General features: G+C 26.8%; 19 protein-coding genes. All 19 read left to right on the forward strand.

Annotated elements, in window-relative coordinates; genetic code table 11:
- Positions 1-31: 31 nt before the first annotated feature.
- Positions 32-1,237, forward strand: coding sequence for an IS110 family RNA-guided transposase (locus BN2920_RS11395; protein WP_058295128.1), 1,206 nt, complete (start codon positions 32-34; stop codon positions 1,235-1,237).
- 737 nt (positions 1,238-1,974) lie between these two features.
- Entirely contained in the window at positions 1,975-3,453 is a 1,479-nt protein-coding gene (locus BN2920_RS11400; RefSeq protein ID WP_058295129.1) for a cell wall-binding protein, read from the forward strand.
- Between the two features lie 205 nt (positions 3,454-3,658).
- Positions 3,659-4,696, forward strand: a complete 1,038-nt coding sequence (locus BN2920_RS11405; protein WP_058295130.1) for a M42 family metallopeptidase — start codon at positions 3,659-3,661, stop codon at positions 4,694-4,696.
- Positions 4,697-4,846: 150 nt separating this feature from the next.
- The gene (locus BN2920_RS11410; RefSeq protein ID WP_141443103.1) at positions 4,847-5,818 is read left to right on the forward strand and encodes a YybS family protein; all 972 of its coding nucleotides are present in this window, start codon (positions 4,847-4,849) and stop codon (positions 5,816-5,818) included.
- Positions 5,819-7,036, forward strand: a complete 1,218-nt coding sequence (pepT, locus tag BN2920_RS11415; protein WP_058295132.1) for a peptidase T — start codon at positions 5,819-5,821, stop codon at positions 7,034-7,036. It abuts the gene before it with no gap.
- A 363-nt stretch (positions 7,037-7,399) separates the two neighbouring features.
- A complete protein-coding gene (locus tag BN2920_RS11420) occupies positions 7,400-7,855 on the forward strand; it encodes a MarR family winged helix-turn-helix transcriptional regulator (protein WP_058295133.1) in 456 nt (151 codons plus the stop codon).
- Between the two features lie 21 nt (positions 7,856-7,876).
- Positions 7,877-8,935, forward strand: a complete 1,059-nt coding sequence (locus tag BN2920_RS11425; protein WP_058295134.1) for an HlyD family secretion protein — start codon at positions 7,877-7,879, stop codon at positions 8,933-8,935.
- Positions 8,936-8,948: 13 nt separating this feature from the next.
- Positions 8,949-10,202 carry an ABC transporter permease gene (locus BN2920_RS11430; RefSeq protein ID WP_058295135.1) on the forward strand — a complete coding sequence of 418 codons (1,254 nt, stop codon included), beginning with the start codon at positions 8,949-8,951 and terminating at the stop codon, positions 10,200-10,202.
- Entirely contained in the window at positions 10,202-11,425 is a 1,224-nt protein-coding gene (locus BN2920_RS11435; protein ID WP_058295136.1) for an ABC transporter permease, read from the forward strand. The genes BN2920_RS11430 and BN2920_RS11435 overlap by 1 nt, the downstream gene beginning before the upstream one ends.
- A 34-nt stretch (positions 11,426-11,459) precedes the next feature.
- Positions 11,460-12,755 carry a TolC family protein gene (locus BN2920_RS11440; protein ID WP_058295137.1) on the forward strand — a complete coding sequence of 432 codons (1,296 nt, stop codon included), beginning with the start codon at positions 11,460-11,462 and terminating at the stop codon, positions 12,753-12,755.
- A gap of 487 nt (positions 12,756-13,242) precedes the next feature.
- Positions 13,243-14,193, forward strand: coding sequence for a CobW family GTP-binding protein (locus BN2920_RS11445; RefSeq protein ID WP_058295138.1), 951 nt, complete (start codon positions 13,243-13,245; stop codon positions 14,191-14,193).
- A 23-nt stretch (positions 14,194-14,216) separates the two neighbouring features.
- A complete protein-coding gene (locus tag BN2920_RS11450) occupies positions 14,217-14,849 on the forward strand; it encodes a GTP-binding protein (RefSeq protein WP_058295139.1) in 633 nt (210 codons plus the stop codon).
- Positions 14,850-14,864: 15 nt separating this feature from the next.
- Entirely contained in the window at positions 14,865-15,863 is a 999-nt protein-coding gene (locus BN2920_RS11455) for a permease (RefSeq protein ID WP_058295140.1), read from the forward strand.
- Between the two features lie 127 nt (positions 15,864-15,990).
- A complete protein-coding gene (locus BN2920_RS11460) occupies positions 15,991-16,587 on the forward strand; it encodes a TIGR03943 family putative permease subunit (protein WP_125148161.1) in 597 nt (198 codons plus the stop codon).
- Positions 16,588-16,646: 59 nt separating this feature from the next.
- The gene (locus BN2920_RS21760) at positions 16,647-16,799 is read left to right on the forward strand and encodes a hypothetical protein (protein WP_172437803.1); all 153 of its coding nucleotides are present in this window, start codon (positions 16,647-16,649) and stop codon (positions 16,797-16,799) included.
- 170 nt (positions 16,800-16,969) lie between these two features.
- Positions 16,970-18,184 carry a hypothetical protein gene (locus BN2920_RS11465; protein ID WP_058295142.1) on the forward strand — a complete coding sequence of 405 codons (1,215 nt, stop codon included), beginning with the start codon at positions 16,970-16,972 and terminating at the stop codon, positions 18,182-18,184.
- 60 nt (positions 18,185-18,244) lie between these two features.
- The gene (locus tag BN2920_RS11470) at positions 18,245-19,090 is read left to right on the forward strand and encodes a MurR/RpiR family transcriptional regulator (RefSeq protein ID WP_058295143.1); all 846 of its coding nucleotides are present in this window, start codon (positions 18,245-18,247) and stop codon (positions 19,088-19,090) included.
- A gap of 151 nt (positions 19,091-19,241) precedes the next feature.
- Positions 19,242-20,681: a glycoside hydrolase family 1 protein gene (locus BN2920_RS11475; protein WP_058295144.1), complete on the forward strand. Its 1,440-nt coding sequence runs from the start codon at positions 19,242-19,244 to the stop codon at positions 20,679-20,681.
- A gap of 312 nt (positions 20,682-20,993) precedes the next feature.
- Positions 20,994-21,842 (forward strand): putative RNA methyltransferase, encoded by an 849-nt coding sequence (locus tag BN2920_RS11480; protein ID WP_058295145.1) that lies wholly within the window; start codon positions 20,994-20,996, stop codon positions 21,840-21,842.
- Positions 21,843-22,050 lie beyond the last annotated feature (208 nt).

Here is a 22,050-nt window from a genome sequence, read left to right on the forward strand (position 1 = left end):
AAAATTACAATAATTTCTTAGGAGGATTTACATGATTAGTGTTGGAATTGATGTTTCAAAAGAAAAAAGTACAGTATGTATATTAAAAGAATATGGTGAAGTTATTAGTGAACCACATGAAATAAATCATACTGAAACTGATTTAAAAGCATTAGTTGAATCTATTTCTGAATTAAATGAAGAAACTAGAGTTGTTATGGAAGCGACCGGTGCATACCATTTGCCACTACTTACTTATCTTAAAAATCATGGTATATTTGTAGCCGTAATAAATCCATTAATTATGAAAAAATATTCTGCTATAGGATTAAGGAAAGGTAAAACTGATAAATTAGATTCTATCAAAATAGCTAATTATGGAATTGATAATTGGTTTAAATTAACTGACTATGAAGCAACAGATGAGGTGTATTCTGAATTAAAATTATTAGGTAGGCAATATTCTCATTATATAGCTATGAGAATAGAGAGCAAACTTGTACTAAGTAATCTATTAGATAGAACAATGCCAGGAATTAAAAATCTATTAAAAGATAGATCCGATAAGCCAGAGAAAGATAAATTAAATGATTTTGTTAAAGAATACTGGCATTACGATAATATTACACAGAAGAATGAAAAGCAATTTATAAATAGTTATTTAAAATGGGCAAAAAATAAAGGATACCATCAAAGTGAAACAAAAGCAAAACAGATATATGCTTTAGCACAAGAAGGCATCCCTACACTATCTTCTAGTACCCCATCAACCAAAATGTTAGTATTAGAAGCTGTTCGAGTTCTTAGCGAAATAGATAGAACTCTATCTATGATATTATCACAAATGCAAGAATTAGCAAGTAGTTTAAAGGAATACAATGTTGTTAGAAATATGCCTGGAGTTGGAGATACATTGGCTCCACGCTTAATTGCTGAAATCGGTGATTTAAGACGCTTTTATAATAAAAAGGCTTTGATATCTTATACGGGTATTGATTCACCTCCTTTTGAGTCGGGACAGTTTGTTGCAAACAAACGTCGTATTTCTAAAAGAGGTTCTGCATTATTGCGAAAAACTGGATATGAAATTATGAAATGTATCAAAAGTACTAGACCAAAGGATGATCCTATATTTTTATATATGTTAAAAAAAGAAGCAGAAGGCAAATCTAAAAAAGTTGCTAAAATTGCTGCATTAAATAAATTTTTAAGAATATACTACGCTAGGGTAAAAGAAGTTTATAATACTCAAGTTTAAATAATATTTCTATTTAAATTAAACAGAATTTTTTTGGGTTTATTTGTCATGCAAAAAAATATATGAAAAAAACCATTAGAAAAGACTTGATTTTTATTAGCAGGTTTAAACATCAATGATTGTGCCCAAAATCGTTTGCTCCAATGTAAAATTGGACAAACAATTTTGGGACAATCATTAATGTAAAAATTCTAAAGCCTCATTTTTGAATGCAAGGCACCGCCGAACGTGAGAGCTTTATTTCTTTGCTTCATCTAAATTTATAGTGTCAATATTATTTTTATAAATATATTTTTAAATTAAGGAAGAGTTATTTATATATGTTAAAGATTTAGAAAGTTAATATTTTATTATTTTTTAAAATGTATCAATTTATAAATATAGGAATATATATTCTTAAGAATGTGCACTTATAAGAAGAGCAGCTATGCTGCAATTCGGATCTTTTCTTATTTATTGGGGATAGGAGGCTTTTCTAAGTAATCACCTAAACTAGTACAATTGATTGCAAACTCTATTTTAGGCTGAAATATTTACGCAATCGAGCATATCATATATTGATTTTCGGTTGTTATTCACTAAACTTTGATTCTATACCCTTTATTTATATTTTAATGTCATCAGCTATAAAATTTTTAAAAATATCTAGAATAAACTTTAATTTTTTCTTTTGTTTGTAGAATTTTCTATAAAATGATATACTTTATAAGTAAAATGCTTATGGGGGGATTGACAAAATGAAAAATAATAAAGTAAAAATAATTGTTTTATTAGCGTTAGCTGTTGGAATTAGTGGTGTACCAGCAATAACACATGCAAGTGAAAAAGATAATATTGCTGTTACAGAATCAGTATATAAAATTAAGTCAGATGAAAATTGGCTTACAGAAGAAGTAGCCAAGCAATTGGGAAAATCAGGAAAGACTCTTACTGAAAATGATTTTAAACTAATTAAGAAAATAGACTTGAATAATACGAAAATAGATGATAAGTTTCCAGAAGAAATAACATTGTTAACAAATCTTGAATATTTAAATTTAAACAACACTAAACTATATGGAGAAATTCCAGAAGAATTGGGTGAATTAAAGAAACTTTCATATCTAGATCTAGGGTGGAACAAACTCACAAAGATTCCTGAAGAAGTTGAGAATAAGATTATAAAAGGAACTTATACATATTGTGATGTAAGTGATAATAAGTTTGATCTTAATAAAGGATGGCATTTTTTAAAAGGAAAATGGTGCTATTTAGATAGAAATGGTGATCCTTTAACAGGAGAACAAGACATAGAAGGACAAACTTTTTACTTTAAAGAAGATGGAACTGTTAGAGAAGGATTAGAGGAGAAAGATGGAAAAACATATTATTATGATAAGACAGGAATTGCCCAAAATGCTTGGAAAGCTGTAAATGGACAATGGTTTTATTTTAATGAAAATGGAGAAATGCAAAAAAGTACAATGCTCTCTCTTAACAATAAAAAATATTGTGTAGATGATAATGGTGCTATGGTTAAAGGCCTATATGTATATGATGGAAAGAGATACTATTTCAATGAAAATGGAGAAATGCAGTATGGATTTGTAACTTTAAGTAATAATGAAGAATATTATTTTAGACCTGAAACTGGAGAGATGGTTGTTAATTCTGATATAGTTGTAGGTGGCAAAAAATATAGGCTTGATATTAATGGAAAAATAACCAAAAATATGTGGATGAGCGATAGCTTATATATTCAACCTAATGGACAGTATGCAACTATAACATCTACATATTCTCATTCAAATGTTAATTTTAGATTATTTAAATATATGACAAACATAAATAATCAACAAAGTGTAGATAAAAGAGCAGTTGAGCTTCATGATGGAAGAACAGATAATAATTGTGTTTATTTTGCATCAGAAGCACTTAGAAGAATAGGATTAAGTATTCCAAACAGTATGTGCAATACTTATCAGTTTGAAAATACACTAAAAAATTATGGATTTGTATCATGTAGTGATTTATCATATTTAAAACCAGGGGATATAGTATTTACTAATAATTATTCACATGTATTTATATTTATGGGGTGGGATACTGATGGATATGCATATATAGTAGATAACCAGAAATATAATTATGGAGATCAAATACTTCATAGAAGAAAAATTTATGAAGATACATCAATTTCAGATAGATCTACACATTTTTATTATTATCCTAATTAACATTTTTATACTATTTAAGGGGCTTAGTCGAAATAATTATATAATTTTGATGTGGCTCTTTTTGTAATTATTAACTTTTATTTATTTTGTTTTTAGTATTAACATTTTAAGATATTCCTTTTACAAATATAACATAGTATAATTATTTAAAATAATATTAAAAATAATATAATTATAGAATAGATTAATTAGACGGAGGCAAGCTATGAAACTAGACATTGATAAAGACTATTTATTAAAAATAGCAGAAGAAATATTAAAATTTAATAGTCCAACAGGATTTTGTTTTGATATTATAGAAAAAATTAAAAATATATCAGAAGGATTTGGATATAAGTTTGAGACAACTAATAAAGGAAATGGCATAATTACAATAGAAGGATTATCAAATGAAAAGGTCATTGGTCTTGCAGCACATGTGGATACATTAGGTGCAATGGTAAGATCAATAACAAGTAATGGAACTTTAAAATTCACTAATATAGGAGGACCTATAATTCCAACTTTAGACAGTGAATATTGCATTATAAGAACAAGGGAAGGAAAGCTATATACAGGAACTTTTTTAAGCACAAGCCCTGCAGTGCATGTTTTTGAAGATAGTACTACTAAAACAAGAGATTTAAAAAATATGGAAGTAAGAATTGACGAAGTAGTAAGATCAAAAGAAGATGCTATGAAATTAGGAATATGTCCAGGAGACTTTATATTTATTGATCCTAAAACAACAATTACAAAAAGTGGATTTATAAAATCAAGATTTATTGATGATAAGGGCAGTGTGTCGTGTCTTATGGCACTTTTAGAATTATTAAATAGGAAAAATATAAAGCCTAAATATACAACAAAGATCATAATATCAACATATGAAGAAGTTGGGCATGGAGCATCATATATACCTGAAGATATTACAGAAATGATTGCAGTTGATATGGGGTGTATAGGTGATGATTTGAGTTGCACAGAATACGATGTATCTATTTGTGCAAAAGACTCAGGAGGTCCATATGATTATAATATGGTAACTGACCTTGTTAATTTAGCTAAAAATAATGAATTAAAATATGCTGTAGATATTTATCCAATGTATGGTTCAGATGTTGGTGCTGCACTTAAAGGCGGAAATAATATTCGTGGAGCGCTTATAGGGCCTGGAGTTTCAGCATCACATGGTATGGAAAGAACTCATATAAGTGCACTTGAAAACACTATAAAATTAATATACTTATATTTAACTAAATAGAATTTTCTCAGCATTAAAATTAAATTTATCAAAAATTTCGTCAAAAATAAATTTTAATAGTTATATTTTGTAGATAAAGTATTATAATAATATAAAAGGAATTTATAGAAATTTTTATTCATAATCTAACGAAAGAATAGGTGAATATACTTGGAGATTAAAAAGATGACAGAAGCGGCTATGCTGTCAGCTGCATTTGTAGTTTTGAGTGTTATATTTATTGGCACGGGTATGGGGTATTTAGGGTACATAGATTTTATTGTCCCTGTATTGATTGCTGTAATATACCTAAGATGTGGTTTTAGATATACAATTTTATCAAGCATAACATCATTAATGCTAATTGTATTTGCAATTGGAGATCTGGCATCTGCTATATTTATGAGCCAAAGCATGATTTTTGGTATCATATGTGCCTTTTTGGTTTCTAAAAAAGAGAGTATATTGGATGATCTTTTTTATGGGTCAATATTATCATTCATAGTAATGATATTTATAGATTTTAATTTTTCCAAGATAACAGGCCAGAGCATTATAAAAGGAATAGAAAGTGAGCTTTCATATGTTGCAATATTAGGTGAAGAAGTAAAGAATGCAATATTTTATTTGTCGATAATATCTCTTCCAATTGGAACTATGATGCTTACGTATATTTTTACTTTATTTCTTGGAAAAAAATTTAGATTTTTAGATGAAGTATCAAATAAAAAGTATATAATGATAAGAAATTTTAAAAGGTATGGTTCATTAATATCGTGTTCAAGGAAAAGTATATTTATTGGCATTATAGGCATATTGACTGGTATTAGTTTTTTAAACATAAGATTCATAAAACCTATTGCATACTGTAGAATCTTTATAAAATCTACAGTATATGTTATGTTATTTTTCCTAATACAAGATAGTATATCATTGATCAATAAAACAGTATATTCTTTAAGTCATTCTAGAGTAAATACATTAGTTGTCCAATTAATTTTATTATTTAGCTTAGTAAAATTTTTCAAGATTTCATCTATAACACTCATTGTGTGTAATTTATTTATAGATAAAGTTTTTACAATAAGAAAGAGACAAAATGAATTTTTAGAAAAATATCTAAAAATTGAAGGAGGAATTTAAATGAAAGCTTACGAACGTTTATTAAAATATGTGAAGGTATATACTACATCAGATGAAAGCTCAACAACTTATCCAAGTACTAAAAGACAATTTGATTTAGCACATATTCTTGTTGAAGAAATGATTGAATTAGGCCTTAAAGATTGTAGGGTAGATGATAATGGTTATGTTTATGGATATATAGAGCCAACTAAGGGATATGAAGATAAAAAAAGTATTGGGTTTATATCACATATGGATACAGCACCAGCAGCGCCAGGTGAAAATGTTAAACCACAAGTAATAGAAAATTATGATGGGGGAGATGTTTTATTAAAAGGAGCAAATAAATTTTTGAGTCCTGAAAAATTCCCACACCTTAAAAATTTAAAAGGCAGAACACTAATAACTACAGATGGAACTACACTTCTTGGCGCAGATGACAAAGCTGGAATTTCAGAAATATTAACAGCTTGTGAAAGAATAATTAAGGAAAATATTCCTCATGGAAAGATATGTATTGGTTTTACACCAGATGAAGAAGTTGGCAGAGGTGCAGATCTATTTGATGTTAAAAACTTTGGAGCAGATTTTGCATATACAATTGATGGTGGAGTAGAAGGTGAGCTTTCATATGAAAACTTTAATGCTTCTTCTGCACAAGTAGAAATAAAAGGTGTTAGCGTTCATCCAGGATCTGCTAAAAACACTATGATAAATGCTTCAAATGTGGCTATAGAATTTAACTCGATGCTTCCTTCTGGTGAAAGACCTGAGTATACAGAAAACTATGAGGGATTCTATTATTTGGAAAAATTCAATGGCAGCACTGAAAAAGCAAGCATGAATTATATATTAAGAGATCACGATATGAATAAGCTTCAAGCTAAAAAAGACACTTTATTATTAGTAGAAAAACTTTTAAATGAAAAGTATGGTGAAAATACAGTTAAGGTAACAATCAAAGATCAATATAAGAATATGGTTGAGCATATTAAACCATGTTTTCATTTAATTGAAAATGCTAAAAAGGCCATGGAGACTCTTGGAGTTGAACCTATAGTTGAACCAATAAGAGGAGGAACAGATGGAGCAACATTAAGCTATATGGGTTTACCATGTCCTAATCTTGGAACCGGTGGGCATGCTTTTCATGGTGAATATGAGCATATAACAGCAGAAGCAATGGATATATGTACTAATATTATTTTGGAAATAGTTAAGATATATTCCGTATAATTTAAATGAAATATAGAGGTTTTAGTATAGAAGTGCAAATAAATAATTGTAAAAAATTATTTATTTGCACTTTTTTAATTATTTTTATCTAAACTTTTTTATATGTATATAAAAAGTTTAGATAAAAAATATTTTAAGGTTTGAAAATGTTTAAATTTAATTATAAATTAATAATAACGTTTCCAAAATTATTATTAATAATAAAAATAAAAAAATATAACAATGTGTTAAAAATAAGAAACTTATCTTAAGATATGAAATATTGACAAAGTTAAAAAAATATATATAATTATTATTTATGAAATAGTTAGCATACTAACTATTTGTATCCTAACTAATATTTGTGGATTGGAGAATAGAAAAATGAATGAGAAAACTACAATAGATTCACTGGAAATAATATCAGAAATGGCAAAAGTATCAAAACTTACAAATAAAATTAATGATAAATTCTATAAGAGATTTAAATTAACAAGAATACAATTTACAGCATTGGGTTTCTTATATGTTGTAGGTGAAACAGGATATAGTTTATCTGAAATTAGTGAAAAATTAGATATAACTAAGCCAAGTGCAAGTACATTAATTGATAGAATGGTTAAATTATCTATGGTAGAAAGAGTTTCAAATAAAGAAGATAGGAGGAGAATTAGAATAATAATAACCTCATACGGAAAAGAAATAATGGAGGAAGCTTTAAAACTTAATGAGGAGTTCAAAAAGAAAAGTTTAAGTTTTTTAACAGAAGAAGAAAGATTAACTTTTTATAAATTATTATTAAAAATTAAAAATAACTTAATTAAAGATTATGAAGAATAAATCTTTGGAGGGATTACTTGTATGAAAATAAAAAAAATCAAATTAATATTAACACTAATAATTTTAGTAAATTTAGTCACAGGATGTAGTTTACCACTAGCAAATATTACAGGTGATCAAATAGTAGAGGGGCAAACAAATTTAGTAGTACAATCTAATGTGTCAATGGATGAAAGTAATATAAATTCCTTGGCAGCTGGAAAGATTAAAGAAGTAGATGTCTCAGAAGGTGATATTGTAAAGAAAGGACAAGTACTGGCTATAATAGATAGTGATGCAATACTTGCCCAAAAGCAAGCAGTTGAAGCATCAATTGAAACTATTAAAGCACAAATAGCAAGTGCTGAGGCTGGTAAACGAGCAGCAGAGGCAAAACTTCAAGACACTAAAAATGGGACAAGGGAGCAGCAGCTTGATCAGCTAGAAAATGCATACAAACTAGCACAATCTGATTATGATAGAGTAAAGGCTTTATATGATATTGGGGCTAGTACAGAAGCAGAGCTTGAAGGTGTTAAAGCTAAGCTTGATTCTGCTATAGATCAGTATGATCTTGCAAAAGAAGGAGCAACAGCCGAAACAATTGCAGCCGTTCAGGCACAAGTAGATCAAGCAGATGCAGGAATTTCAGCAGCCAAAGGTCAGCTTAAGCAGGCAGAAGCATCACTTGCACAAGTTGAAGTCAGCCTAGGTTATACAACATTAACAGCTCCGGTAGATGGCGTAGTAACAAAGGTTAATGTTAAAAATGGTGATTTGGTTTCTTCTGGTATGCCTGTAGTTGTTGTTACAGAAACAGCTAATCCATCAATTACATGTAATGTTAAAGAAACAGAGCTTTCAAAAGTTAAGTTGAATCAAGAGGTTAGTATAAAACTTTCTGGATATGGAGATAAAGCATTTAAAGGAAAAGTTGTTCAGATCAATAAAAATGCTGACTTTGCCATGAAGAAAGCCACAAATGATAATGGAGATTTTGATATATTATCATATGGGGTAAAAGTTGAATTCAAAGATTTAGAAAAACTTGATATTGATCTTCATGCTGGAATGACTGCATTTGTGGACTTTGGAAAGTGATGTGATTAGTATTATGAAGGCAAAAGTTAAATGTTTTTTTGAAAAGATTTGTAATTATAAAAATAATATTATAATTAAAGTTAAAAAATCACCAGTCTATAAAAGCAAAATATTCAAATATTTTGGACATGCATTTCAATATTGTTATGAAAAAATCATTAAACATAAGCATATGATTATTCCAATTATAATACTTTTTGTAGTTTCAATAGGTTTAGAAGTATGTTTAGGAAGTGAATTTTCAAAACTTCCAATTGCTAATGTACCAACTGTAGTGGTAAATCATGATACTTCAGAAACAACACAAAATTTAGTTGATATGATCTCTCAAAATGATACGTTTAATGTTATCAAATATAGTGAAAATAATAATGATATAAAAGAACTTATAGATAAGGGTGAAGCAATGGTAGGAATATTAATTCCAGAGGACTTTTCAGAAAACATTCTTAATGGACATGAAGCAAAGATAATGACCTTTTATGATGGTGCTTTAAGTTCTGTTGCAAGTACTAGTAAAGGAAAAATCGCAGAAGTATTAAATACAATAAAAAGCGGTTATCTTATGAAAATTGCAGAAGGAAAGTTAAAAATGACACCGCAAATGGCAAAATCATTTGTTGCACCTCTGGGCTATAGTTATAGATTACTAGGTAATCCAGCTAATAATATGGCAATCTTTATGCTTCAAGGGTTAGTATTAACAGGAGTACAAGTTGGAATCGCAGCTGTTGGAGCATTTATATGTGAAAATAAAAGTATTCTTAAGCTTATTATGAAAGGAATTCTAGTCGGTATAATAGGAACAATATGCTCTTTTATATGCGTAGCAATATCAGTTAAACAGTTTCATATGCCATATAAAGGTTCTATAATAACAGGATTAGTATTATCTCTGCTATGTAATATTGGAAATGCATTTATAGGAATATTTTTTGGAATGTCAGTTAAGAGAGATGATAAAGAAGGACCTATTTCATCTTGCAGTTTAATATCACTTACAATGCTTTTAGCTGGATATACTTTTCCTGTTATGGCTATGCCAGAAATATTTAGTAAGATAGAAAAATGGCTTCCCAACAGTCACTATATAATACCTCTTAGAGAAATATCACTTTTAGGAAATCAAGCTTATGGTATCTCAAGTCACATTATATGGCTAATTAAATTTATACTAGTTATGATATTCATTACTTCATTAAAGTTTTTTATGGAAAGAATTTCTTTAAAGAAAAAAGCAGTTGTAAAAAGTGAGGTGGAAGTGTAGTGAATATATCAAAAATATTAAAAGAAGAATTTGCACGTGTAATTTCTGTATTAATAACACTTTTGGTACCACTTATATTAATATCATATGCATATAAATTAGTTTATATAAATGATATACCTTATGGAATATGCAATAATGATGATTCAGCATTATCAAGAAATATTGTTTCACAGGTTGAAAATCATCCAGGATTAAATGTAATTTATTATACAGATTCGCAGGAAGATTTGCAGAAGGCCATACAGGAAAAAAAGATAACTGCAGGAATGATAATACCAAAAGATTTTGGTAATGATGTAAGTTTAAGAAAATCACCTAGTGTATTATTTTTAATAGATGATACAAACATGATGATTGGAGGAAATGCATTATCATATGCAGGTACGGTTATTGGGACATTAAATGCAGGTGTTCAAATGAAAATGATGCAGGGATATAACATGTATGCAACTGATATAACATCAACTATGGGAACTTTTTCTTATGTAGAACGTTTATTGTATGATCCGACTGGAAGTTATATAAGAAATATAATGTATACATTAATACCATTGGTACTTCAAATGACATTCATAACAAAATTCATAATTCCTTTATTAAATGAAAAGAAAAAGGAACTTACATCAGTTAATATTAAGTCTAGGGAGGTTGTATATATAATTTTAGATATAATACTTAGAATAATAATAATGTCAATTGGATGCGTTGCTGCAAGTTTTATTGTATTATTAATAGGTCGTAAGATGTTTTTTTTGCCATTAAGAGGGGATATATTTATATACGCTGGAATAATGTGTACATTTTTATTTAGTTTAATAGGTATATCATTTTTTATTTCAGCTATTGTAGACAATACCGCATTATTTTTACAAGGATATCTTATGTTTAACTCAGCATTTGTACTTTTATCAGGAGTAACTTATCCCCTATATATGATGCCCAAAAAACTGGTTGCTTTTGTAAAGATGTTTTTGCCTCTTGTACATGTTGCAATACCGTTAAAATTTTTGAATTTAAAGGGTGCAGGCTGGGATGCAGCCATTCCTGGAATATATGGCAGTTTGAGGTTCGGAATTATATGGCTTATTATAGGGATTATATCATTTACAATTAAGATTATAATTATGAAAAAAAAGAAAAATATAGATGAAAAAGAAGAGAATGACACAAAAATTCAGTCAGAAATAAATGAAAAAGAACCAGTATTTACTTTAGAGTAAGCTTATAAAAATATTTTTTAGAAGGTGGCAATAAATGAAAAAGAATATAAGTCTTTTAATAGCTTTAGCATTAAGTGTAAGTTTAGCTGGAGGAAATTGTATTAGCGTTTCAGCAATTGAAAAATCTGATTTTAATGTAGGTACAAGCAATAATATAGGCGTTTCAGTTATTACATTAGACAGAGCAATTGATGCTGCTATTAGCAATAGTGATTCATTAAAATTAAAATCAAAAGAAATTAAATATTATAAAGATAAATTAAAGCTTCAAGAATATTCAAATGACTTTTATGAAGATATCAATGATGATGACATTGATAATGAATTATTAGAGTTTAGTTATGATAAATTAGAAATTCAAAAAGATCAATCTGAAGCTACAAAAAATTTTCTTAAAGATCAGATAACTGCTGATATTACAGATAAATATAATGCAATAATCCTAAAAGAGATAGAAATTGAAAATTTGAAGAAAAGTTTTGAGATTAAAAATAATGAATTATATTATTTAAAGGCTAAAGTACAAATAGGAAAAGCCAAAAGTAATGATTTAGAAGATAAAGAAATAGAAGTAAAATCTTTAAAGGATAGTATAACAGCCCAAGAAAATTCTTTAAGCATAAACAAGGAATATTTTGGTGTATTAACAAATTTAAATACATCAAATTGTATTTTTGATAGAAGTGTTAATTATAATAAATTTAAAATTGATGGTTCTATTGATAATTATATAGATGAGAAATTAGATGAATATTTGCATTATAATGAAGAAATATTAAATCTTACAGAAGATACATTTAATGAAGTTAAAGATGATGGAGTAGATGATATCCTTGATGAAGATCCACCAAGTGTACCAGACAAAGCAAAATATGTTTCTACAGAAACTGATGAAAATGGAAAACCTACTGCAAGTTTTAATTATGGGGGATATGCATTAGGGATGATGGAATATCAAAGCAAGATAGAAAGTTACATAAAACATTTGCAAAGATATGAATCTTATCTCGATGGAAAATATTCGGTTGATGAAGGAAAAGTTAAGCTCGAGGATTCTAAGAAAAAATTAAAAAATGGATTAAAAGAATCCTATGCTGCATTACTTGATTTAGAAAATACAATAGATAATTTAAGTGATACAGTAAATTCAACAAATAAAAAATTAGAATTTGCAAAAGCAAGCGTAGAAAATGGATTAATGACAGAAAATGACTACAATTCAAAAGTTTTGAGCGCAAAAGATCTTGAAAGTAATCTTAGAAAACTAGTAAATACACATGATAAGCTTAAGAATAATATAGAAAAACCATGGACACTTAGTAGTAATTAAAGCATATGGGGTGCTTTAAAGAGATCTTATAGTATCAAAAGCTATAGAAATTTAATTGTATTAGTATTATTTATAGAAGAAAATTTATTAAATATCATCAATTACGTATACTAGAATAAGAAATACATTTTAATGGAATATAGTCAAAGGTGATGATCGAATGAAAAAATGCTTATTTTGTAAAAAGAATTAAAAGATAATTTTATCACAAATAAGGTAGGTACATTTTGTAGTGAGGAGCATTATGATAAATTTTTAAAATCTCTTAGCAAAGAAGAGTATATAGAACTTCAAAATTCATTTTTGCGTATGCAGCGATGAATAACACTATTTGAAATTTAATAAAAAATAAGAATATATAATTATAATAAAAAAGATTTGGTGGTTAATTACCTATCAAATCTTTTTTATTATGTAGTAAATTTGTTCTTAAATATTAAAAACAATAATATAAATAAATACGTATAGTAATGCAAGGGAGAAGAATATGAAAGCAATTGTAGATATATTTTCTGGATTTTTAGGTTCAGGAAAAACAATGCTTATAAAAAAATTATTAAATGAAAATGCTTATGGAAAAAATACAGTAATAATAGAAAATGAGTTTGGTGAAGTGTCTATTGATGGAGCAATATTAAAGGAAAGTAATTTAAAGATTAAGGAAATAAATGCAGGGTGTATATGTTGTCAGGTATCAGGTGATTTTGGAGATTCAGTACTTGAGGTTATGAGAAAATATGAACCAGAAAATATAATAATTGAACCATCTGGAGTAGCAAAGTTAAGTGAAATTTTAAAAATATTAGAGCAGATTAAATTTATAGATAAAATTCAAATACGTAATATATTCACTTTAATTGATGTTAATAATTATAATATATATTTAGAAAATTTTAAGGAGTTTTATTTAGATCAGATAGAAAATGCTAATAAAATTGTTATAAGCAGGACGCAGCTTGTAGATAAAAGAACAGTTGATGAAGTAAATTTAAGTCTACAAAGATTAAATAGAAATGCTATCATTTTTTCAGATTCTTGGAATAATTTAAAAAAAGAAGATTTTATGAAAAAATTAAAAATAAATGAAAACGTGAAAAAATTAAATTTAAGCAATAAAAGCAATATAAAAGCATTTAGAAAAGAATTTAAGAGAAATCATAATGCAGATGAATTATTTGAAAGTTATCCAATTCATATAGATAAATTTATAAGTACAAAAGAGCTGGAACATAAATTTAGGTTTATTTCCAATAATAACAAATATGGGAACATTATAAGAGCCAAGGGAATAATAAAAGATAAATCAGGATTATATTATCAATTTGACTACGTTCCAAATGAATTTAAAATAAGAGAAATAAAATGGTCAAACAAAAAAGTTATTTCAATTATAGGAAGTGAATTAAATAAAAAGGAGCTTTTAAATTTATTTAATTAACAAAGGGAGGGCTGTATTTAGCAATGAAGATAAATGTTGAGATTGTAACAGGATTTTTAGGTTCTGGAAAAACAATTTTTTTAAACTCACTTATAAGTGAAACGCAAGTTGAGGATGAGAAAGTATTAGTATTCCAATTTGAAAAAGGTAAGACTTATATAAATGGAAATAATGATATAAATTATCCTATCAAAGTGATTTATATAAAAGAGCTAAAAGATTTTAGGGAAAGCATATTATATGAAATAGATAGATACAAGCCCAACAGAATATTAATAGAATATAATGGAACAGCCGATATAAATTATATTTTAAGAATTATAAATAAGAAAGTATATAGGCAGTATATGAAAGTTTCAACTATATATTTTATAGGTGATTCTACTAATTTAAAAGAGTATATAGATAATTTAGGTAATTTTATAATTCCTTTTATAAAAAATGCAAACATGGTTGTGTTAAATAACACAGATAAGCTTAACAAAGGTCAAATAGAAGAATATATTCAAAAAATAAAAAGCTTGAATTCAAACTCATATATTTTAAATGTAAATAATAAATATACAATGAAACAAAATTTAAGAGAAGCTAATGTGCTTGATACAGGAATAATAAAAAAAATAAAAGTAAAAATGAAAAACTATTGGAGTAGATAAGAATGAGGTAAGTATATGAAAAATAGAAAGTGTTTTTTTTCTACATTTATATTGGCTTTGTTTATAGTTATCTTTCATATTATAAGTAAAACCAATATAAATTTTAAATTCAATGACATAGGTGACTTTTCAACAATATTTATAAGTATAATGATAGATGCAATACCATTTGTAATTCTTGGATCTTTTGTATCAGCTATAATTCAAATATATATTTCAGAAGATAATATAAAAAGAATTATACCTAAAAATGAAATATTAGGATATTTTGAAATGGCTCTTATAGGATTTATTTTTCCTATATGTGAATGTGCTATAGTACCCATAGGAAGAAGGCTAATAAAGAAAGGGCTTCCAGTAGGACTTGGGGTAACATTTATGCTTGCAGTACCAATAGTTAATCCTATAGTTATATTATCTACATATTATGCATTTTATGATATGCATGAAATGGTACTTTTACGTACTGTAGGAGGATTCTGTGTTGCAATATTAATAGGTGTAATAATAGATAAAATTCAGGATAAAGATAAAGTAATATTATCTAATTATATGGAAAATGATATTTTATGCAATTGTGGATGCAATAATTTATCTTATGGAAATGAAAGCAAAATAAAGTTAATAATAAACCATACAAGCAGAGAGTTTTTAGATATTACTAAATACTTAATATTTGGAGCTTTAATATCAAGTGGATTTCAAATAATAACAAATCATGCTGATCTTACATCTATATCAAATAATAAGATAATGACTATATTATTTATGATGTTTCTTGGATTTAGCTTATCACTTTGTTCAGAGGCAGATGCATTTGTTGGAAAGTCATTAATATATTCAAATTCATTAAGTGGACTAGCTGGTTTTTTAATTCTTGGACCTATGCTTGATTTAAAAAACTTAATAATATTATATGGAAGCTTTAGAAAAAATTTTGTTTTTAAATTGTCACTTGTAACCATAAGCTGTGTTTTCTTAATCTGTTTATTATTTATGATATGTGGTTTTTAAAAAATAGTATGGGAGGAACTAAATTTTGCGAAGATTCAATTTTGGAGAGTTAATATATTTTTTAACTCTTTGTTTTTTAGATATATTTTTGATATATATTATGTTAACGAATAAAGTGGATTTTTATGTGGGAAAAAAGATGATTATATATGTATTTTTTGCTATCATAATGATTTCACTTATGATGATCTTTCAATTCCCTAGAATATTTACTACAAAAAGCTCAGAAAATATATTAATAAAAAGCCTTCCGCTTATTTTAACTTTAGTACTTGGAATGATTTCTTTAAATAATGCAGGAAATTTTAAACATATTTTGTTAAATGATAAAATAGCAAATACTAATCATGAGCATAAGTATAATGTTGATGAATTTATAAAACTCATAAATGACAGGACTATAGTAATAAATGAAGAAAATGCTGTTATTTTAGAGGAAATATCTATGAATCCTAAAAAGTATTTAGGATATAAAATAATAACAGATGGTTTTGTGTGTAAAGAGAATTACTTATCTAATAATCAATTTATTTTAGGAAAAATAGTCATGAATTGCTGCAGAGCAGATGCGGAAGTATTTGCAATAGCAGCACAATATACTGATATTAAAAGCTTACGTGAAAATCAGCCAATAAAGGTAGAAGGAATTATAGATTCTACACAGATATATGACAAAGGGAAAGAATATACTATACCATTAATAATTGTAAATAAATTAAACTGATATAAAACATATATTAGTGGAAAACTAAAATGAAAAAACAAATGAAGGAGGTAGAAATAATGGATAATAAGAATGCTAATAACAGTTTTATTAATATGGCAAGAGTAGGACATTTTACAAAAAATGCAGTAGAAAATTTTGAGGAAAATATAGTAAATCAGACTAACTATTTAGAAAAAGTCAAAAATAACAGTAAAAATAATGTTAATTAGTTCCAAATCAATTATTTATTGCTTCTAAAAATATTCTCTCTTTATATGTTAAGTATAAAGAGGGAATATTTTTATGGATAAAGTGATAATTTATGGTAAACTAATATTGTATTTTATAAATTTTATGTAACATAGAACTATAAAAATGCAATATTAGGTGAGGTGCAAAAATGAAAAAATGTTTTAAAGAAAGAATTAAAGCATTTTGGAGTAAGTTTATCCAAGATGAAGCATATATAAGAAAATTAATAGATAATACTGATGAGATAGACAAGGCTTATGATTATATAAATGACTTGTTAAATATTGCCTTTGAAGAAATTTATTTTGAAATAGGTGTAAATGATGAAAAGAAGTACGAACTTATACTAACACCAGAAGGAAGTAGGGAAAAGCTATTTTTATTATATGAATGGTATATACGTTCAAATGAAGAATTAAAAGATAAATGGAATTTTTATTATACGAGGCCGCGTATAAAAGAAGGGGAAAATTTCAATATAAATATGTATGATATTAATCTTATATATGAAGATGTGTATATAATTCCAGAGATAGATTTTGAACAAAAAAGAGTTAATTTAAAAGTGTATTGTGAAAAACTTACTACTTTAAATGAAACTGAAAGGTATAATTTATTTTTTATATTATTGGATATGTATATAAGTGAAATTTACTCTATGGATTTTATAGGTTATATTGATTTTTATGAAAAATCAAAAGATAATATACTAAAAAAAATAGAATTAGAACGAAATAATATCCCAAAAGATGAATTTGATATGTTAATTGAAGAAGAAAAAGAAGATGATGCTGGAAATCAATATTTAAATTATGAATTAAATGTAGAAATATTTGAAAAAACAAGTATATCTATGAATAAGCTAAAATCATATATAGATGAAGTAATTAACCAAAATAAGTGGAAGGACTATGAAAATCCATTTGATAGATTTTATAGTTATCATATGCAGCCAAGCACCGAAAGTGATTATGATATGAGAGAAGATGTAATAGCTGGAGCATGCTTAGATATTTCAATTATAAATGAATATTATAATTATTCTGATAAAATGTATAATAGAAATTACGAAAATGGAGTAGTTTATGGTTTTTTATTTTTTGAAAATATAAATATAAATCAAAATGAAGTGATATCAGTCAGAATAAATATAGAAGATGAAATTGTAAGTTTAATAGAAGAACATGGAATAGGAAAACTCATTGGTGGAGCAACAGGATTTTATTATTCTTATATGGACTTTATTATTTTTGATTTTAAAGAATTTTTAAAGATATCTAAAATAGTACTAAATAAATATAATTTTAAAGAAAAAGGATTTAAAAAATTCAAAAGAGAAGATAAAATAATAATGTTTAATTAAAAGTGGAATATTTTATTATGTAGCCACAAGATACTTTTTTTGGTAGAAAGGAGCACATGAATGAATATATTAAAAATGATGAAGAGTGAAAAAGGCTTTAATGAAAAAGAAAAAAGTATAAGTAGATTTTTACTAGAAAATTATGAAAAAATAGTTGATATGCCATCAAGAGAGGTTGGTACATATACTTATACGAGTTCTTCATCAGTAGTACGTTTTTGCCAAAAACTAGGGTGCAAAGGGTATAGTGATTTTAAAGTAAAGTTTTTAAGTGAAGTTAAATCAGCACAACTGTTAAATCTAGATGATGAAATAAGCCTTAATGATAAAGATAGTGCAATATCAGTTGTAGAAAAAATAACATCACTTAATAATCAGGTTATAAATGAAACTAAAAATGAATTATCTATAGAAAATATAATAAAAATAACAAATTATATTCTTAAAGCAGAATATATTGATTTTTTTGCTTATGATTTAAATTTATATCTTGCAGAGTATGCATGTAATCAATTTTTTCATTGTGGAAAAATATCAAATGTTTATTCTGCAAGTAATGCTCAGCAGTTGTTAGCTTTAACTGCAAAACAAAATCATCTTGGCATTTTTATTAGTAGAGATGGAGAAAATCCCAAACTTATAGCAGCAGCAAAAACATTAAAGAAATCTAAAGTGAAAACAATAGTTATTACTATGAGAAAAGATAGTACTTTAGCAAGTATATGTGACGAATATGTTCATGCATCATATGCATACAAAATAGAGGAGTTAGGAGCTATAATGTTTTCTACTTCAGTAAAATATATAATTGATATTTTTTTCAGTATGGTATTTGTAAGCCAATATGATAAATCAATGAATCTTAATAAGACATACGATACTTTTTGGTCAAGAGGGAATGTTTAAATGAATATTTGTTTCACAATATAAATAATAGTTTATGTAATATATGAAGCAACTGACCAATATTGGCAATAGATATTGATATATACATATTTATAATGATAAAATTACATCATAAATAAATTATTTAAAAGTTTTGAAAGGATGGGTTTTTATGAAAGAAAAGAAGTTCCCTGAAGATTTCTTATGGGGAAGTGCTTCAGCAGCATACCAAGTAGAGGGCGCATACTTAGAAGATGGCAAAGGAATGTCGAATTGGGATAAGTTTGTTAGAATTCCAGGAAAAACATTCAAAGGAACTACTGGAGATGTTGCAGTAGACCATTATCACAGATATAAAGAAGATATTGCTCTTATGTCAGAAATGGGATTAAAGACTTATCGTTTTTCTGTTGCGTGGACTAGAATTTATCCAAATGGTAATGGAGAAGTTAATGAAGATGGATTACAATTCTATGAAAATTTAATTGATGAATGTATTAAATATGGTATTGAACCAATGGTTACAATATATCACTGGGACATGCCACAATCTTTAGAAGATCAGTATCATGGCTGGGAAAGCAGAAACATAATTGATGATTATGTAAATTATGCAGTTACTTTATTTAAACGTTTTGGAGATAAGGTTAAGTACTGGATTACAATGAATGAACAAAACGTATTTACTGAACATGGATGGCTTAGAGGTTATCACCCACCAGGCAAAGTAAATGATAGAAAAATGTTCTATCAAGTAAATCACCATGCAAACATAGCACATGCTAAGACTGTATTAGAATATAAGAAATTAGGTCTTAATGGAATGATTGGTGCAAGCTTCGCATTTTCACCAAGTTATAGCTTTGACTGCAGTTCAGAGAATGCAATTGCTAAATTAAATTTTGATGAATACCAAAGCTATTGGTGGATGGATGTTTATGCATATGGAAGATATCCAGTTACTGTAATGAAGCAATTAGAAGAACAAGGTATTGCTCCAGTATTTGAAGATGGAGATAAAGAAATACTTTTAGATGCTGCTAAATGCTTAGATTTTATGGGAGTTAACTACTATCAAACTGCTGCAATTAAGCATAATCCACTTGAAGGTGGAGTTGGTATGGGGGAAATGAATACAACTGGTAAAAAAGGAACATCTTCTGAAGATGGTATACCAGGATTATTTAAGAAAACTGAAAATCCATACTTAAGAAAGACTGATTGGGACTGGACTATTGATCCAAGTGGATTAAGATATGCATGTAGAGAAATAACAAGCAGATATTACCTTCCAATTGTTATTTCAGAAAATGGACTTGGAGCTTTTGATAAATTAGAAGAAGGTAATGTAATTCATGATGACTATAGAATTGCCTATCTAAAAGCACACATTGAAGCATTAAAAGAAGCTGTATCAGAAGGATGTGAAGTTTTAGCTTATTGTACATGGTCATGTACAGATCTGTTAAGTTGGTTAAATGGATATCAAAAGAGATATGGATTCATTTATGTAGATAGAGATGAAAATGAAGACTGTTCATTAAACCGTTATAAAAAAGATAGTTACTATTGGTATAAAAATGTTATTGCTACAAATGGGGAAGAACTATAATCTGTAAATCTTCATTTAGATAAAAAACCTTTACCGTAAAAATCATCAGTAATAGGAATGTTACTGATGATTTTTATTATCTCTAAAATAATTATATAAATATTGTGTGTGAAGATGCTATAATTGAGTAGTAGAAAGCAATAATATACGAGGATAAATGAAATTTTTGGATTAAGATGATTTAAAAATACAATTACAAAATACTATTATAAAATTACCAAATAAAGTATAATACAGATTTAAAATAATGTTAAAATTAGATTTAGCATTTTTATTTCAGAAATAGAAACTTAAGAAAGAGAGTTATAACTAATGAATAATAATAATATGATACTAATATGTCCAATTTGTAAAGACAAACTTACTAAATGCATGGAAAAGAAAGTTTATACATGTAAAAATAATCATTCATACGATATAGCAAAACAAGGATATGTTAATCTTATAATAAGCAATCAGAAAAGAAGTAAGAATCCAGGAGATTCTAAAGAAATGGTTTTAGCAAGAGTTGATTTTTTAAATAGAGGATTCTATAAGACTATATGTAATAAAATAAATGAAGTAATATATGAGTACTTAAAAGACATAAAAGAAAAAATAAATATTTTGGATGTTGGATGTGGCGAGGCCTATTATTTAAGCCAATTAAAGAGTTATATGGATAAAAAAGATGTGGAAGGAAATTATTATGGAATGGATGTTTCAAAAGAAGCAGTAAAATATGCAGCTAAGCTCTACAAAGATTGTATATTTGCTGTTGGCAATAACTATCATATTCCAGTGGAAAATGATTCTGTAGACTGTGTACTTTCAGTTTTCAGTCCAATTGATATAGATGAAATTAATAGAGTATTAAAGAAAAATGGTATTTTTATTAGAGTTCTGCCAAGGACTAATCACTTAATTGAGCTTAGAAAAATAATTTATAATGAAGTTAATTTAAATGAGAAAGTATATATAGCTGATGAAAACAAAGATGAATATTTAAGAGAAGAAAATATTAGTTTTAATATGGAATTAAATAAAGAAGAAATACAAAGTCTTTTAAAAATGACTCCACACTATTGGAAGAGTACACCAGAAAATAAAACTAAATTAGAAGAAATTGATTCTTTAAATATTACTGTTGATATGCGCATAGGAATATTTAAAAAGAAATAGCAAATTAATATGGTGTGGAACAATTTTGAACTAAGTATCATATAATGGTCAATTGTCAGGAGAAAATAATCAATAAAGATGATTGTAATAAAATGTTTTTTGTAAAAAGATACCAAAAGTATTTATAACAAATGATAAATGATATATAATATAAAGTGGGTAAAGTTATTTGGTTTATTAAGGTATAAAGAGAACGGAAGGGTGTAGA

Source organism: Clostridium neonatale, from assembly GCF_001458595.1.
In the GTDB taxonomy this organism is placed as follows: Bacteria; Bacillota; Clostridia; order Clostridiales; family Clostridiaceae; genus Clostridium; species Clostridium neonatale.